12 protein-coding genes are annotated in these 15,084 nt (G+C 65.7%); 4 read left to right on the forward strand and 8 right to left on the reverse strand.

Going from position 1 to position 15,084, the window contains the following annotated elements:
* The first annotated feature begins 27 nt into the window (after window positions 1-27).
* Window positions 28-1,065 carry a bile acid:sodium symporter family protein gene (locus WKW82_RS26855; protein ID WP_340345569.1) on the forward strand — a complete coding sequence of 346 codons (1,038 nt, stop codon included), beginning with the start codon at window positions 28-30 and terminating at the stop codon, window positions 1,063-1,065.
* A gap of 107 nt (window positions 1,066-1,172) precedes the next feature.
* Here WKW82_RS26855 and WKW82_RS26860 read toward each other — a convergent pair whose 3' ends face one another.
* From WKW82_RS26860 to WKW82_RS26875, 4 genes are all read right to left on the reverse strand, one after another.
* On the reverse strand, window positions 1,173-2,837 hold the full coding sequence (locus WKW82_RS26860) for a Na/Pi cotransporter family protein (RefSeq protein ID WP_340345571.1): 1,665 nt from the start codon (window positions 2,835-2,837) through the stop codon (window positions 1,173-1,175).
* A 372-nt stretch (window positions 2,838-3,209) separates the two neighbouring features.
* Window positions 3,210-3,722, reverse strand: coding sequence for a signal peptidase II (gene lspA, locus WKW82_RS26865; protein WP_340345573.1), 513 nt, complete (start codon window positions 3,720-3,722; stop codon window positions 3,210-3,212).
* Window positions 3,722-6,565, reverse strand: a complete 2,844-nt coding sequence (ileS, locus tag WKW82_RS26870) for an isoleucine--tRNA ligase (protein WP_340345574.1) — start codon at window positions 6,563-6,565, stop codon at window positions 3,722-3,724. Before ileS ends, lspA begins: the two co-directional genes overlap by 1 nt.
* Window positions 6,566-6,660: 95 nt before the next feature.
* The gene (locus WKW82_RS26875; RefSeq protein ID WP_340345576.1) at window positions 6,661-7,671 is read right to left on the reverse strand and encodes a bifunctional riboflavin kinase/FAD synthetase; all 1,011 of its coding nucleotides are present in this window, start codon (window positions 7,669-7,671) and stop codon (window positions 6,661-6,663) included.
* 171 nt (window positions 7,672-7,842) lie between these two features.
* On the opposite strand from WKW82_RS26875, the gene WKW82_RS26880 reads away from it, so the two are divergent.
* Complete coding sequence (locus tag WKW82_RS26880) at window positions 7,843-8,400, forward strand: HNH endonuclease (RefSeq protein ID WP_340345578.1); 558 nt, start codon at window positions 7,843-7,845, stop codon at window positions 8,398-8,400.
* A 103-nt stretch (window positions 8,401-8,503) separates the two neighbouring features.
* Here the strand turns inward: WKW82_RS26880 and WKW82_RS26885 are convergent, their stop codons facing one another.
* The 3 genes from WKW82_RS26885 to WKW82_RS26895 form a co-directional block, all read right to left on the reverse strand.
* Window positions 8,504-9,883, reverse strand: a complete 1,380-nt coding sequence (locus WKW82_RS26885; protein ID WP_340345580.1) for an alpha/beta fold hydrolase — start codon at window positions 9,881-9,883, stop codon at window positions 8,504-8,506.
* A 162-nt stretch (window positions 9,884-10,045) separates the two neighbouring features.
* Window positions 10,046-11,161 (reverse strand): acyl-CoA dehydrogenase family protein, encoded by a 1,116-nt coding sequence (locus tag WKW82_RS26890; protein WP_340345582.1) that lies wholly within the window; start codon window positions 11,159-11,161, stop codon window positions 10,046-10,048.
* 13 nt (window positions 11,162-11,174) lie between these two features.
* A complete protein-coding gene (locus tag WKW82_RS26895; protein ID WP_340345584.1) occupies window positions 11,175-12,356 on the reverse strand; it encodes an acyl-CoA dehydrogenase family protein in 1,182 nt (393 codons plus the stop codon).
* 160 nt (window positions 12,357-12,516) lie between these two features.
* On the opposite strand from WKW82_RS26895, the gene purN reads away from it, so the two are divergent.
* Entirely contained in the window at window positions 12,517-13,101 is a 585-nt protein-coding gene (gene purN / locus WKW82_RS26900) for a phosphoribosylglycinamide formyltransferase (protein WP_340345585.1), read from the forward strand.
* 132 nt (window positions 13,102-13,233) lie between these two features.
* Here the strand turns inward: purN and WKW82_RS26905 are convergent, their stop codons facing one another.
* Entirely contained in the window at window positions 13,234-13,470 is a 237-nt protein-coding gene (locus tag WKW82_RS26905; RefSeq protein WP_340345586.1) for a DUF1653 domain-containing protein, read from the reverse strand.
* 231 nt (window positions 13,471-13,701) lie between these two features.
* Between WKW82_RS26905 and WKW82_RS26910 the strand changes: the two genes are divergently transcribed.
* Window positions 13,702-14,982 carry an RsmB/NOP family class I SAM-dependent RNA methyltransferase gene (locus WKW82_RS26910; protein ID WP_340345587.1) on the forward strand — a complete coding sequence of 427 codons (1,281 nt, stop codon included), beginning with the start codon at window positions 13,702-13,704 and terminating at the stop codon, window positions 14,980-14,982.
* Window positions 14,983-15,084: the final 102 nt, after the last annotated feature.

Genomic DNA, 15,084 nt, shown 5'->3' on the forward strand with positions numbered 1-15,084 from the left:
GAATGCCATGCGCGTCCAATAGCGCCCATGGCCCGTTCACGCTTTCTCCCCGACAACTTCACGCTCGCCTTGGTCACCACGGTGGTGTTGGCCAGCCTGGTGCCGGCCAGCGGCGGCCCGGGCCGTTTCTTCGAAGGCCTGACCACCTTCGCGATCGGCCTGCTGTTCTTCCTGCACGGCGCGAAGCTTTCGCGCGAGGCCATCGTGGCCGGCATCACGCACTGGCGGTTGCACTTGCTGGTGTTCGCCTGCACTTTCGCGCTGTTTCCGTTCCTGGGCTTTGCGTTGAAGCCGGTGCTCTCGCCACTGGTCACGGCGGAGATCTACACCGGCGTGCTGTTCCTTTGCGTGCTGCCGGCCACGGTGCAGTCGGCCATTGCCTTCACCTCGATGGCGCGGGGCAACATCCCGGCGGCTGTCTGCAGCGCCTCGGCCTCGACGCTCCTGGGCGTGTTCGTCACGCCGATCCTCGTTAACCTGCTGGTGGTCCCGCATGGCGGCGGAGGGGCCGGCAGCGCGCTCGACGCCATCGGCCGCATCCTGTTGCAACTGATGCTGCCGTTCGCGGTTGGCCACTTCGCTCGACCATGGATCGGTGGCTTTACCAAGAAGCACGCTCCCGTGCTCAAGTTCGTCGACCAGGGCTCGATCCTGCTGGTGGTCTACACCGCGTTCAGCGCGGCCGTGATCGAGGGCCTGTGGAAGCAGGTGCCCATCAGCGCGCTGCTGGGCCTGGTCGTGGTGTGCGTGGTGCTGCTGGCGCTGGCGCTCACCAGCACCACCTGGATTGCGCGCAAGCTCGGCTTCGACAAGGCCGACGAGATCACCATCGTCTTCTGCGGCTCCAAGAAGAGCCTGGCCAGCGGCATTCCCATGGCCAAGGTGCTGTTCGCATCCCATGCGGTCGGCGCCATCGTGCTGCCGCTGATGGTGTTCCACCAGATCCAGTTGATGGTGTGTGCGGTGCTGGCGCAGCGTTATGCGAAGCGCGTCGAGCCGGCGGCCGTTGCAACGGCACCGATCGTCAGTCCGGCGGAAGCGGCTGCCGAAGGCACGGCGGACTGAGCTTCACGCGACGGCGCGGAACGCGCTGTGCCAGTCACGGGTGGATGGGCAGGCGCCCGCGAAGGGCGAGCAAGATGAGGTCCGCTGGCAGGTGTACCGCGGGCCCTTCAGGACTGCTCGAGCTCCCCAAGCCGCGAGGTGCGCAGCCGGCTCGGCGACAGCGCCCCGACCAGGTCAAGAATCGGATACGCGATCGAGCAGATGTGCGAATTGATGCGCTTCAAGTCGCTGATCAAGTCGATGTGCAGCGAACTGGTCTCGATGCTCAGCGCCGTCTGCTCCGACAGCCGATCGAGGTGCGTCCCCGCATAGGCCCGCTCCAGGTCGCGGAAGCGCGCCTTCTCATGCAGCAGCCGCTGCGCATCGCGCACATTGCCGTTCAGGAACACGCTCATGCCCAGCCGCAGGTTGGCCACCAGCCGCTCGTGCAGCTCGACGATCTCGGCCATCCCGGCCTCCGAGAAATTGCGCTGCGGCTTGATCTTCTTGTCTTCGATGTCGATGATCACGCGCTCGATGATGTCGCCGATCTGCTCCATGTTGATGGTGAAGCTGATGATGTCGGTCCAGCGCCGGCTCTCGTCCTCGCCCAGCGCCTCGCGCGAGATCTTCGTCATGTAGTACTTGATCGACGAGTACAGCTCGTCCACCGTGTCGTCGAGCTTGCGCAGTTCCTGCGCCAGTTGCAGGTCGTTGTGCCTGATCACGTTGAGCATGCCGATCAGCATGGTCTCGACGATGTCGGCCTGGTGCAGCGCCTCGCGCGCGGCGTTCGAGATGGCGAGGCTCGGTGTCGACAGCGCGGAAGGGTCCAGGTGGTGCTGCCGCTGCCTGGCGACCGACTCCACCGGCACGGGCATCAGCCGCGTCACCCATGACGCGACCCGGTTCGTCAGGCCGATGAAGCCAAGGCTCACCACCACGTTGAAGGCCAGGTGATAGAGCACCACCAGGTGCGTCGCATCCGACACATAGGGGCTCAGGTGCCGCAGGTACAGCCCCACCAGCGGCGCCGCCACAGCCACGCCCAGCAGCTTGAACACCAGGTTGCCAACCGTCACGTGCCGCACCTGGACGCTGGACTTCGCCGTCGTCAACACCGCCAGGATGCCGCTGCCCAGGTTGGCGCCGAGCACCAGCCCCAGCGCCACGTCGAGCGGCACCAGGTTCGAGCTGGCCATGGCAGCGACCAGCAGCACCACGGCCAGGCTGGAATAGGCCACGACCGCGAACGCGGCGCCGATGGTGATCTCCAACAGCACATCGCTGTTGAGCGAGGCCAGCAGCGCGCGCACCGCCGGCGCGGAGAACAGCGGCCCCGTCGCCTGCACCACCAGTTGCAGCGCCAGCAGCATCAGGCCCAGTCCGATCAGCACGCGCCCGATGCGCCCCGCCGCGCTGGCCGAACGGGTGATGAACAGCACCACCCCTACGAAGATGAACAGCGGCGACAGCCACGACAGGTCGGTGGAGAACAGCACCGCCATCAGTGCGGTCCCGACATCGGCGCCACGCATCACGGCCAGCGCGGCCGGCAGGGTCACCAGCCCCTGCCCCACGAAGGACGATGTCATCAGCGAGGTGGCCGTGCTCGACTGCACCAGCGCCGTGACCGCGATGCCCGACAAGGCGGACGTGAAGCGGTTGCGCATGCTGCGTGCGAGGAACTTGCGCAAGTTGGCCCCGAACACCCGCAGCACGCCCGTGCGAACGAGATGGGTCCCCCAGACCAGCAGCGCAACCGCTGCCAACAAGTTCAACAAATGTTTCATGTGGCAGGGCCACTATAGGGCACGCTCGGCCCGCTCGTGCATTGCGGGGCTCGGAGGCGACGCAATGCCTTCAAGTGCTCCGGTGACTGCGCTTCGCCGCTGGTCGCGCCAGCGGGCGGGGTCACGTCCGCATGCCAGTCGCTGTCAAATCGATGTGGCATTGCCAACTCGACTTGGGCCTCGTGGGCGGGCTCGGACACGCCCAGCCTCGAGCTCTCTTGAATCGATGTGGTTTTGGCATCTCGACTCAATCCCCCGCGGGGGGGGGCGGGCTGGGCATGGCCCGGCCCTGGGGGCCCTTGCGTGGATGTACTTGCCGTCTCGACTCGATTTCCCCTTGGCTGCGGGCCGAGCCGCTCGGCCCAAGGGGCGTCAGCCTTTCCTGACCCGGCGCAACTCGTCCAGCACCAGGCAGACCGCCCCAATGGTGATCGCGCTGTCCGCCACGTTGAAAGCCGGGAAGTGCTTGCCGCCCAGGTGGAAGTCGAGGAAGTCGACCACGTAGCCGTGCATCATCCGGTCGATCACGTTGCCGATGGCGCCGCCCAGGATGCAGGCCATCGCGAAGGAGAACAGCTTCTGCCCGGCGTGCTTCTTCAGCATCCAGAAAATGAACACCGCCGCGGCCACGCCGATGCCGGTGAACAGCCAGCGCTGCCAGCCCGCCGCATCGGCCAGGAAGGAGAACGCCGCGCCGGTGTTGTGCGCCCGCACGATGTTGAAGAAGCTCGTGACCTCGGTGACGGGGCCGCCGTACTGGTAGTAGCCGAGGATCAGCGTCTTGGTGAACTGGTCGACGATCAGGATGATCGCCGCCAGTCCCAGCCACGGCCACACGCCGGCGCCGAACGCGGAGGAGGACGAAATCGAGCGCTTGCCGGCCATCAGGCAAAGCTCCGTGCTTCGCCGGCGCCATGCAGGTTGCTGGTGCAACGGCCGCAGATCGTCGGGTATGACGCATCGTGGCCGACGTCGACGCGGTAGTGCCAGCAGCGCTCGCACTTTGTGTCCGTGCTGACCTTGACCTGCGTCGACACGTCCGCGCCCTCCACCAGGCTGATCGCCGAGGTGATGAACACGAACTTCAGGTCCTCGCCCAGGCTGGAAAGCAGCGCATGGTCTTCCGGTCCCGCGGTGAGTTCGATGTTGGCTTGCAGGGACGAGCCGACCTTGCCTTCGGCGCGCACCGCCTCGATCTGCTTGTTGACGTCGTCGCGGATCTCGCGGATGCGGTTCCACTTGGCCAGCAGCGCTTCGTCGGGTGCGTCGAAGCGGCTGAACACCTGCGCGAAGATGGACTTCCCATCGCCCACCAGCGTCCACGCCTCTTCGGCCGTGAAGCTGAGGAACGGCGCCATCCAGCGCAGCATCGCCTGCGAAATGTGCCAGAGCGCGGTCTGCGCGCTTCGGCGCGCATGCGAGCCGGCGGCGGTCGTGTAGAGGCGGTCCTTCAGGATGTCGAGGTAGAAGGCGCCCAGGTCTTCCGAGCAGTAGACCTGCAGCTTGGCCACCACCGGATGGAACTCGTAGACCTTGTAGTGCGCCAGGATCTCGGCCTGGAACTGTGACGCGCGGCTCAATGCGTAGCGGTCGATCTCCAGCAACTGGTCCAGCGGCACCGCATCCTTCGTGACGTCGAAGTCGCTGGTGTTCGCGAGCAGGAAGCGCAGCGTGTTGCGGATGCGGCGATAGGCATCGACGACGCGCGCGAGGATCTTGTCGTCGCCCGCGATGTCGCCCGAATAGTCGCTCGCGGCCACCCACAGCCGGATGATCTCCGCGCCCAGCTTCTTGCTGACCTCCTGCGGGTCGATGCCGTTGCCAAGCGACTTGCTCATCTTGCGGCCTTGGCTGTCGACCGTGAAGCCGTGCGTCAGCAGGCCGCGGTAGGGCGCGCGGTCTTCCAGCGCACAGGCGATCAGCAGCGAGGAATGGAACCAGCCGCGATGCTGGTCATGGCCTTCGAGGTACAGGTCGGCCTCGGGGCCGGTGGCGTGGTGCACCGTCGGGTGCGTGCCGCGCAGCACGTGCCAGAAGGTCGAGCCCGAGTCGAACCACACCTCCAGGATGTCGGTGCTCTTGGTGTAGTGCGGCGCGTCCTCGGCGCCGAGGATCTCCTCGACGGTCACGCGACTCCAGGCCTCGATACCGCCTTCCTCGACGATGTCGGCGGCCTGGTCCAGGATCTCCATCGTGCGCGGATGCAGTTCGCCCGAATCCTTGTGCAGGAAGAAGGGGATCGGCACGCCCCAGCTGCGCTGGCGCGAGATGCACCAGTCGGGCCGGTTGGCGATCATGTCGTGCAGGCGCGCCTTGCCGTTTTCCGGGTAGAAGCTGGTCTGCTCGATGGCTTCCAGCGCGGTCTGGCGCAGGGTCCTCGGTGCCTTGTCCTTGGTGAACACGCCTTCGCCTTCGTCCATGCGCACGAACCACTGCGCGGCGGCGCGGTAGATCACCGGCGTCTTGTGGCGCCAGCAGTGCGGATAGCTGTGGGTGATGGCCTCGGTGCTCAGGAGGCGACCCGCGTCGCGCAGCGCCTGGATGATGACCGGCACGGCCTTCCAGATGTGCTGGCCGCCGAAGAGCGGGAAGTCCGGCGCATAGCTGCCGTTGCCCTGCACCGGGTTCAGGATGTCGTCATAGGCCACGCCGTGCGCGATGCAGGAGTTGAAGTCTTCCACGCCGTAGGCGGGCGAGGAGTGGACCAGGCCGGTGCCGTCGTCGGCGGTGGCGTAGTCGGCGAGGTAGACCGGCGACAAGCGCTTGTAGCCCGCGTCCACGTCGTAAAGCGGATGCTCGAACTCGAGCCCGCCCAGCTTCTCGCCCTTGGCCGTGGCGATGACTTCCCCGTCCAGCGCCCACCGGTTCATGCACATCTCGACCAGCGAGGCCGCCAGCACCAGCAGACCGCGCGGGGTATCGACAAGCGCGTACTCAAGCTCCGGGTTCAGGTTGATCGCCTGGTTGGCAGGGATCGTCCATGCGGTCGTGGTCCAGATGACTGCGAAGGCGTCCTTGGTCAGCGAAGGCAGGTCGAAAGCCGCGGCCAGCTTCCCCGGGTCATGCGCCTTGAAGGCCACGTCCACGGTCTGCGACTTCTTGTCCGCATATTCGATTTCGAACTCGGCCAGCGAGGAGCCGCAGTCGAAGCACCAGTACACCGGCTTCAGCCCGCGATACACGAAGCCCCGCTCGATCACACGCTTGAACGCACGCAGTTCGCCCGCCTCGTTGGCGAAGTCCATCGTCTTGTACGGATGGTCCCATTCGCCCAGCACGCCCAGACGCTTGAAGTCGACCATCTGCTGCGCGATCTGCTCGGTGGCAAAGGCGCGGCTCTTCGCCTGCATGTCGTCGCGGCTCAGGTTGCGGCCATGCTTCTTCTCGATGGCGTTCTCGATCGGCAGGCCGTGGCAGTCCCAGCCCGGCACGTACAGCGCGTCGAAGCCTTCGAGCTGCCGCTCCTTGGTGATCATGTCCTTCAGGATCTTGTTGACCGCGTGGCCCATGTGGATCTGGCCGTTGGCATAGGGCGGGCCGTCGTGCAGGATGAACTTGGGCGCGCCAACACGGGCGTCGCGCAGGCGGTGGTAGCGGCCTTCGTCTTCCCAGGCCTTGACCCAGCCCGGCTCGCGCTTGGGCAGGTCGCCGCGCATCGGGAAGGGCGTGTCGGGCAGGTTGAGGGTGGCGCGGTAATCGGTGGCGCCAGCGGATTTGGTGTCGGACATGGGGGTTCCAGAAATCTGCGCTGCATCCTGCAACGCTCGAACAATCGATGGGGCGTGAGGCGCGTCTGATCGAGGCGCGCGCCGCACGCGGCGGATCAGGCTCCGCTCTGAATTCGGTCGCGCGTGGTCTGGCGATGGGTGGAAGCGAAGAACGCACGCGCGTCGTCACCGTCCTTGGCGATGCCCGCTTTCAGGGCCTCGAGGCTGGTGTAGCGCAATTCGTCGTGCAGTTTGAGCAGCAGTTCCACGCGCACGATTTTACCGTAGGCCCCTTCGCCGGCCAGCTCCGCAGGCCATTCGAGGCAATGCGTCTCCAGCAGCACCCGGCCGGCATTGACGTCGTTGGCATCGAGCGAAGGCCGCACGCCGAGGTTGGCCACGCCCTGGATCGGCCGGTCGACGAGGCCATGCACCAGCACCGCGAAGATGCCGTTGGCGGCGGGCTTCCAGTGCTTGAAGCGCATGTTGAGCGTGGGGAAGCCGAGCGTGCGGCCCAGCTTGCGACCGTGCACCACATGGCCGCTGATGCTGTAGGGCCGGCCCAGCAGCGCCTGTGCGCGGGCCATGTCGCCCTTGCCCAGGGCCTCGCGCACGGCCGAGCTCGACACGCGCGTCTGGTGGACTTCGTAGCTCTGCATGCGCGCGACGTCGAAGCCGCGCGCATCGCCGGCCGCGTCGAGCATGGCGTAGTCGCCGGCACGCTTGGCGCCGAAGCGGAAGTCGTCGCCCACGAGCACATAGCGCGCGCCCAGGCCATGGACCAGCACCCGGTCGACGAATTCATCGGGCGTCTGGCCAGCCAGGCGGGCATCGAAGGGGAGAACGACCGTCTGGTCGACGCCGCAGGCGGCCAGCTCGGTCAGCTTGTCGCGCAAGGTGCCGACGCGGGCCGGCGCCAGTTCGGGCTTCTTCGTGAGGGCCGCGAAGTAGTCGCGCGGATGCGGCTCGAAGGTCAGCACGCAACTGGGCAGCTTGCGATGTCTCGCTTCCGTCGTCAGCAACGCCAGCATGGCCTGGTGGCCGCGGTGCACGCCGTCGAAATTGCCGATGGTGAGGGCGCATGCCGGCGCGATGCCGGGATGCCGGAACCCGCGGAAAACCTGCATGGTTGGTATCTTTTTGATAGCACGCTGCGCCCGCAGAATGGGCACACACGGGGCATATTGTCATAAAGCCGGTATATTGTGACGCAGTGCAACGCAAGCGGCGCATCGCGGCCCGTTCCTTGCACTGGTAGCCGGTCTCTCTCCGTGGTCCGTCTTTCTGGAGGCGTTGTGGTGAAGGTCTTGAAGCTGTCGGCCCAAGGGCTGCCCCAATCGTGGATTTCGCTCGAGCAGGCGGTGACGCACTACGCCGCCGACGAAGTGCGCTGGGAAGCCGGCGGCGAGATCGCGTTGTTCCGCGGCGGGCACAACGCCGTGACGGGCAAGCAGTCGCAGATCGTCATCAACAGCATCATCGGCACCAAGGGCGTGCCACGCATCAATCCCTTCAAGCAGCGCCCGGGTCTCACCAACAGCAAACTGTTCGCGCGCGACCGCAACATCTGCGCGTACTGCGGCGGCCACTTCCACGAGGACGACCTGACGCGCGAGCACATCATCCCGTTCGCGCAGAAGGGCGTCGACGTGTGGATGAACGTGGTCACGGCCTGCAAGCCCTGCAACCACCGCAAGAGCAGCCGCACGCCCGAGCAGGCCAACATGCCGTTGCTCTATGCGCCCTACGTGCCCAGCCTCTGGGAAGACTTCATCCTGCGCAACCGCCGCATCCTGGCGGACCAGATGGAGTTCCTGATGGCGCATCTGCCTCACAGCTCCCGCTTGCACGGGTAGTTCGCTCGCCAGGCTGGGCGCACTCGTGCGCCAATCCGACCGCGTTTCGGGGCCCACACAGGTTGCCGCGCAAGAACTGGTCTCAAGGTGCTTCTGACAAGCGTCAGTACGTCAACTCCAGCAGCGTCATGTGGCCTTGCACTGCGGGCCGCACCAGGCCTGTGATGCGCTCGCCGTTGAACTCGCCCGTGATCGCGCGCTGCGCGTCGCTGTCGAGCTTGATCTTCGAACTGGAGACGCCCGCGCCGCGGGGTGGCACGCCGGGTAGCGCGGTCTGTCCGTCGAAGCGCATGGTGTCGCGCTGTGCGTCGAAGTAGCCGCGCGGGCGGGTGAAGATGACGATGGCTTTTGCTTCGCGATCGGCGGGCAGGATGCGGTCGGGGCGCAGGTTGACGATGCTGCTGCTGCGTCGGAACGGACTGCGATGGATGTGCGTCGTGGCATAGCCGGGCGCGCTGATCTCGAATTCGTACGTCGTGCCTGGTTGTGCCGCGAACGGACCCCATCGGCCGTCCGTGCCGATGGTCTTGCGATAGGCCGCGTCACCCCTGCGCACGCCGGTGGCGGGGTCGGTGGCATACACCGCGAGTTGCGCGCCGTCCAGCGGGAGGTTGTTCGTGAACTGTCCGCTCGTGGGGTCGGTGCTCGAGAGGCCGAAGCCGGTCACCAGGCCGCCGAGCGTCATTGCGGATTCCGGCGCAATGTCGATGCGCTTCGGCGCCTCGCCGGTGAGGAACTGCCACGTCGCGGCAAAGGCGGCCGGCGAGAAGGATGTCTCGCGGTGGTCCACGCGCGGCAGCACCTGGTTGGTCGCGCCCTTCAACGCGGGACTGTCATAGGTCACGTGGGTCGGCTTGCCAGGCGCGCCGATCCAGGCGCCGTCCGGTTGCGCGAACTTGTCGTTGTTGTCGGAACGCAGCGTGAGCCATTTCACGCCCGGCGTGACCTCGTCCCCGTTCGCACCCTTGGGCGCATTCAGCTGCTGGATGAACGTGGACAGCGTCGAGAACTCGCTTTGCTCATTGAAGCCGGGGATCGCCCAGATCCCGTGCGCCGGATTGCCGCCCAGCACGACGTGACTTACCTTGGCCGCTCCGCCGCCGTTCTGCACATAGTTGCGGATCGTGTTGCCTCCACGCGAGTTGCCCACGAGGATGAGCTTGCTGGCGCCGGTCGCCCGCAATACGCGATCCACCTCGCCCTGCAGGAACGCCATCGATTCGGCCGTCGAGCTGCGGCCCGGCTGGGCGACGTTGTCGTTTTCGCGTGCCAGCGGCATGGGTTGGTCGAGCGCAATGAGACGCTCGCGCGGCCAACCGTTCGACTCGAAGCGCCAGATCGTCGTCTGCCAGAGCGCCGCCGAGTCGCCGTTGCCGTGCATGAAGACGATGGGTGGCCGGTCGGTGGACGAGGGCAGGGTGGCGCAGGCGGCAAGCAGGGACGTGGCCAGGCCGGTGGTGAGGACGTGACGGCGAGTGTGCATGGTGTTCCTTGAGCTAAATCAAGAACGCCCGTCAGCAACTTGCCAACGGGCGCGATTTATTTTGTCAACGGCGGCACCGGCTTGCCGGGACATTCGTGTTGCCCCGGACAGCGAGGGGAAAGCTTCACGCAGTGCCGCGACGCAGGGAGGCGAGCAACAGCCTCAGGCGAAGACGCCTGCTGTGTCGTTCATCCGTGCCGACACTTCGCCCAGGTGATGCATCGTGTCGCCGAACTGGATTTCCATCTGCGTGAGCTTGCGGAAGTAGTGGCTGCCGATGTATTCGTCCGTCACGCCGATGCCGCCGTGCAGTTGCACCGAATTCGCACCGACGAAGCGCATGGCCACGCCCAACTGGTACTTGGCGCGCGCCATCGCCTGGCGACGTTCGGCCGTGGGTGCGTTGAGCTTGAGGGTGGCGTAATAGCTCATCGAGCGCGCCAGCTCCAGCTGCATCTTCATGTCGGCGACGCGATGGCGCAGGGCCTGGAAGCTGCCGATCGTCACGCCGAACTGCTTGCGCTGGTTCAGGTATTCGACGGTGAGGTCCATGGTCTTGTCCAGCACGCCGACCGCTTCGGCGCAGGTCGCGGCGATGCCGACGTCCACCGCGTGTTCCAGGGCAGCGAGGCCGTCCTTGGTGATCAGCGTGGCGGCCGCCTTGTCGAACACGACTTCTGCGCCGCGGCTCCCGTCCTGCAGGCCGTAGCCGCGCGATTCCACACCGCTGGCCGAGCGTTCGACGAGGAAGAGGGCGATCTTGCCGTCGAGTTGGGCCGGCACGATGTACGCGTCGGCTTCATCGCCCACCGGCACCACGCTCTTCTCGCCCGTCACCGTGTAGCCGCTGCCGGCCGCGCTGGCCTGTGCTGCACACTGGTCCAGCTTGTAGCGTGCCTTGCGTTCCTGGTAGGCGAGCACCACGATGGCCTGGCCACCGGCAATGCGCGGCAGCCAGTTTTCCTTCAGCGCCTCGTCGGCATGTGCGGCCAGCACGGCGCCCGAGATCAGCGCCTGCGCCAGCGGCTCCAGCACGATGCCGCGACCCAGTTCCTCCATCACGACCATGCCTTCGACCGGACCCATGCCCATGCCGCCATCGTCTTCCGGGATGTACAAGCCGGCCAGGCCGAGACCGGCCAACTCGTCCCACGCGTCTCGCGAGAAGCCGCCGGCCGCTTCGGTCGCGCTGCGGCGCGTGAAGTCATAGCCCTTGTCGACCCACTTGCGAACGGCGTCGCGCAGTTGTTCCTGGTCGTCAGAAAAATTGAAATCCATTGTCTTGTTCTCCTCAGCCCAGGACGGTCTGCGCAACGATGTTGCGCTGCACTTCATTGCTGCCACCGTAGATGGTGGTCTTGCGCATGTTGAAGAAGGTCGATGCCAGCGGCGCCAGGTTCGGATGGCCGCCGGGGAAGTTGCCCTGCCAGCCCGCTTCCATGGCTTCGCGGATCAGCGGCAACGAATACGGGCCACCGGCCAGCATCATGAGTTCGCTGTAGCGCTGCTGGATCTCGCTGCCGCGGATCTTCAGCAGGCCGGCCACGTCGAGCGAGTTCTTGCCCGAGGTCGCGGCCGACAGCACGCGCAGCACCATCATCTCGAGCGCGACGATGTCGACCTCGAGCTTGGCGATCTCGTCGCGGAAGCGCTGCTCTTCCCACACGCCTTCCTGCTTCGCGATGCGCTTGAGGCGCTCCAATTCGCGCTTGGCGCGGTTCACGTCGGCGATGTTGGTGCGCTCGTGCGAGAGCAGGTGCTTGGCATAGGTCCAGCCCTTGTTCTCCTCGCCGATCAGGTTCTCGACCGGCACTTCGACGTTGTCGAAGAACACCTCGTTGACTTCATGACCGCCGTCGATCAGCTTGATCGGGCGCACGGTCACGCCGGGCGATTTCATGTCCAGCAGCAGGAAGCTGATGCCGGTCTGCGGCTTGCCTTCGTTGCTGGTGCGCACCAGGTTGAACATCCAGTCGCCATGCTGGCCGAGCGTGGTCCAGGTCTTCTGGCCGTTGACGATGTACTTGTCGCCCTTGCGCTCGGCCTTGGTCTTGACCGAGGCGAGGTCGGAGCCCGAGCCTGGCTCGCTGTAGCCCTGGCTCCACCAGACTTCACCGCTGGCGATGCCGGGCAGGAAGCGCTTCTGTTGCTCTTCGTTGCCAAAGGCCTGGATCACCGGCGCGACCATCACCGGGCCGAAGGGAATGATGCGGGGCGCCCCTGCAAGGGCGCACTCTTCCTCGAACAGATGGCGTTGCACCGCGGTCCAGCCGGGGCCGCCGAACTTGGCGGGCCAGCCGTAGCCGAGCCAGCCCTTCTTGCCAAGGATCTTGGCCCAGTCCTGCAGGTCGTCGCGCGTCAGTTCCAACGCGTTGTGAACCTTGTTGGCGGTCTCCTTGGGCAGGTTTTCCTTGACCCATGCGCGAATCTCTTCGCGGAACTTCTGTTCTTCGGGCGTGAAGCTCAAATCCATGCGTGCCTCGCTAATTGTCCGGTGCCGCCGAAGGGCGGCTGTCTCCGTGCCGGCCAGAGTTTTAGCACGAGCGTGCGAATGCGAGGTGTCCGCGCGGCGACAAGCAGCCGGAGATTGCGTAGGGCTTCGCTCGATGCCGTGCCGGGATAATCCGCGCCCAATGCAGAAGAACATCGTGATCCTGATTTCCGGCGGTGGCTCCAACATGGCGGCCATCGTGCGCGCGGCGGCCCAAGGTCGTTGGGCCGAGCGATTCGATGCACGCGTGGCCGCGGTGATCAGCAACAAACCGGAGGCCGGCGGGTTGCAGATTGCCAAGGACCTGGGGGTTGCCGCCGCATCGGTGGACCATCGCGCATTCGCGGCACGCGAGGATTTCGACGCCGAACTCTCGACGGAGATCGACAGGCACGCGCCCGCGCTGGTCGTGCTCGCCGGCTTCATGCGCATCCTCACGCCAGCCTTCGTCAACCACTACGCGGGCCGACTCATCAACATCCACCCGTCCTTGCTGCCCGCGTTTCCGGGGCTGCACACGCACCGGCGCGCCATCGAGGCCGGCTGCAAGGTGGCTGGCGTAACGGTCCACCAGGTGACGACCGAACTCGACCACGGGCCGATCCTCGCCCAGGCTGTGGTGCCTATCCTCCCGGACGACGATGCCGCCACGCTTGCCGCACGCGTACTGACCCAGGAACACCGCATCTACGCTCAGGCGATCGAGGGATGGCTGGCTGGCCACTAGGCTGACCAACGTCAAACGCTTTTGGGGCCGATGGCGGTAAGCGGAGGGCGTGCGACTCGGGACGCGTTCCATGAAAGCCAGTTTGCATTCGCCGTTTCGCCGGTTTTGCTGCCGGCTACCTTGCGTGCAATTTCATCGGATCCTGGTGAAGCGCGCCTGCATGACGCCGTCGATATCGATCGTCTCGGCGAACATTGCTGCCGGTCGCACCCAGAGGCCCTGGCTGCCGTAGAGGGCGCGGTACAGCGTCAGCGGCTCCAGCGTCTCGCTATGGCGAACGGTGCCAATGACCTCGTATTCGCCGCCTTTGTAGTGTCGGTAGCGGCCGGGTGGGGTTTCGATGAGTGGCGGCAGGTCGTTTTCTTGCATTGTTGAGTGAAGCCGGTTTGTGGAACAGGCGGAGTGCATACACTTTGTCTGGTTTGGCGAGCATGCCAGCGCCAAGCCGAGCGGGGCGACTGTTACCAATCTTCGGCATGGCGGCGGCATCAATGCGATCGTTTCGAAGGGATCGGGCGCCAGACTTTCGGACCGGCCGGGGCCCGCATTCCCTGGCATCGCCCTTTCGAGGCGAACGAGGCGCGATGGGACAATCGCCCCATGCACCCCAAAGCCCTGTTGGAGGCGACCGCCGATCTGGTCGGCCTCGTCCTGAAGTTCGACCACCCCGCTGACGCCGTCGTCTCGCGCTTCTTCCGAGAGCACCGCGAGTTCGGTCCGCGCGAGCGCGCCACGCTGGCCGAAACCGTCTACACCGTCCTGCGCAAGAAGAACCTGTTCGACCACCTCTCGCCCTCTGGCAGTGGTTCCAAGGAACGCCGCATGGCCATCCTGGGCTTCCACGGACCGCGCGATTTCCTGAAGAGCGCGCTGAACGACACCGAGAAGCGTTGGCTCGACAACTGCGACGCGGTCGACGAGGCGGACCTGCTCGAGCGACATCGCCATAACCTGCCCGAATGGCTCGTGAACCCACTGAAGGCCCAACTCGGCGACGGCTTCTGGCCGCTGGTGCAAAGCCTGCAGCAACCCGCGCCGCTGGACCTGCGCGTCAACATGCTCAACGACAAGCGTGCCGACGTGCAGAAGGAACTCAAGTTGGCGGGCATTCCCGCCAAGCCCACGCCTTTTTCCCCCTGGGGCCTGCGCATCGACGGCAAGCCGGCCATCAACAAGGTCGACGCCTTTGCCCGCGGCGCTGTGGAAGTTCAGGATGAAGGTTCCCAACTGCTCGCGCTGCTGCTGGATGCGCACCGCGGCGAAATGGTCGTGGACTTCTGCGCCGGTGCCGGCGGCAAGACACTGGCCATCGGCGCATCCATGCGCAACACCGGACGGCTCTACGCCTTTGACGTGTCGGCGCACCGGCTCGACGCGTTGAAGCCGCGCCTTGCGCGCAGCAAGCTGTCGAACGTCCATCCCGCCGCCATTGCCCACGAGCGCGACGACCGGATCAAACGCCTGGCCGGCAAGATTGACCGTGTTCTGGTTGACGCGCCGTGCTCGGGTCTCGGTACGTTGCGACGCAACCCTGATCTGAAATGGCGCCAATCGGCCAAGTCGGTGGCGGAGTTGACGGCCAAGCAGACCGCGATCCTGCAAAGCGCGGCGCGACTGCTCAAGCCGGGCGGCCGGCTGATCTATGCGACGTGCAGCGTTCTTCCGGAGGAAAACGAGGCCATCGCCGAAGCGTTTTCCGTGGTCAACCCGGACTACGTGGTGCAGGAGGCGGGTGAATTGCTGACCAGCCTCAAGGTGGAAAACGCGGCCAGCCTTTGTGCTGGCGGCGATTCCGGCCTGCGTTACTTGCGCCTCTGGCCGCATCTCCATGCCACGGATGGTTTCTTTGCGGCGGTGTGGGCTCGCAAGCAACTCGGTTAGGGACGCGACTCCAAAGACGCCGGAAACGTCCGACAGGGCAAGGATTTAGCCCCTTTTTTGGGCACAAACCCTTAAAATCGAAGGCTACAAGCAAGCTGCACC

It is taken from the genome of Variovorax rhizosphaerae (genome assembly GCF_037889975.1).
In the GTDB taxonomy this organism is placed as follows: domain Bacteria; phylum Pseudomonadota; class Gammaproteobacteria; order Burkholderiales; family Burkholderiaceae_C; genus Variovorax; species Variovorax rhizosphaerae.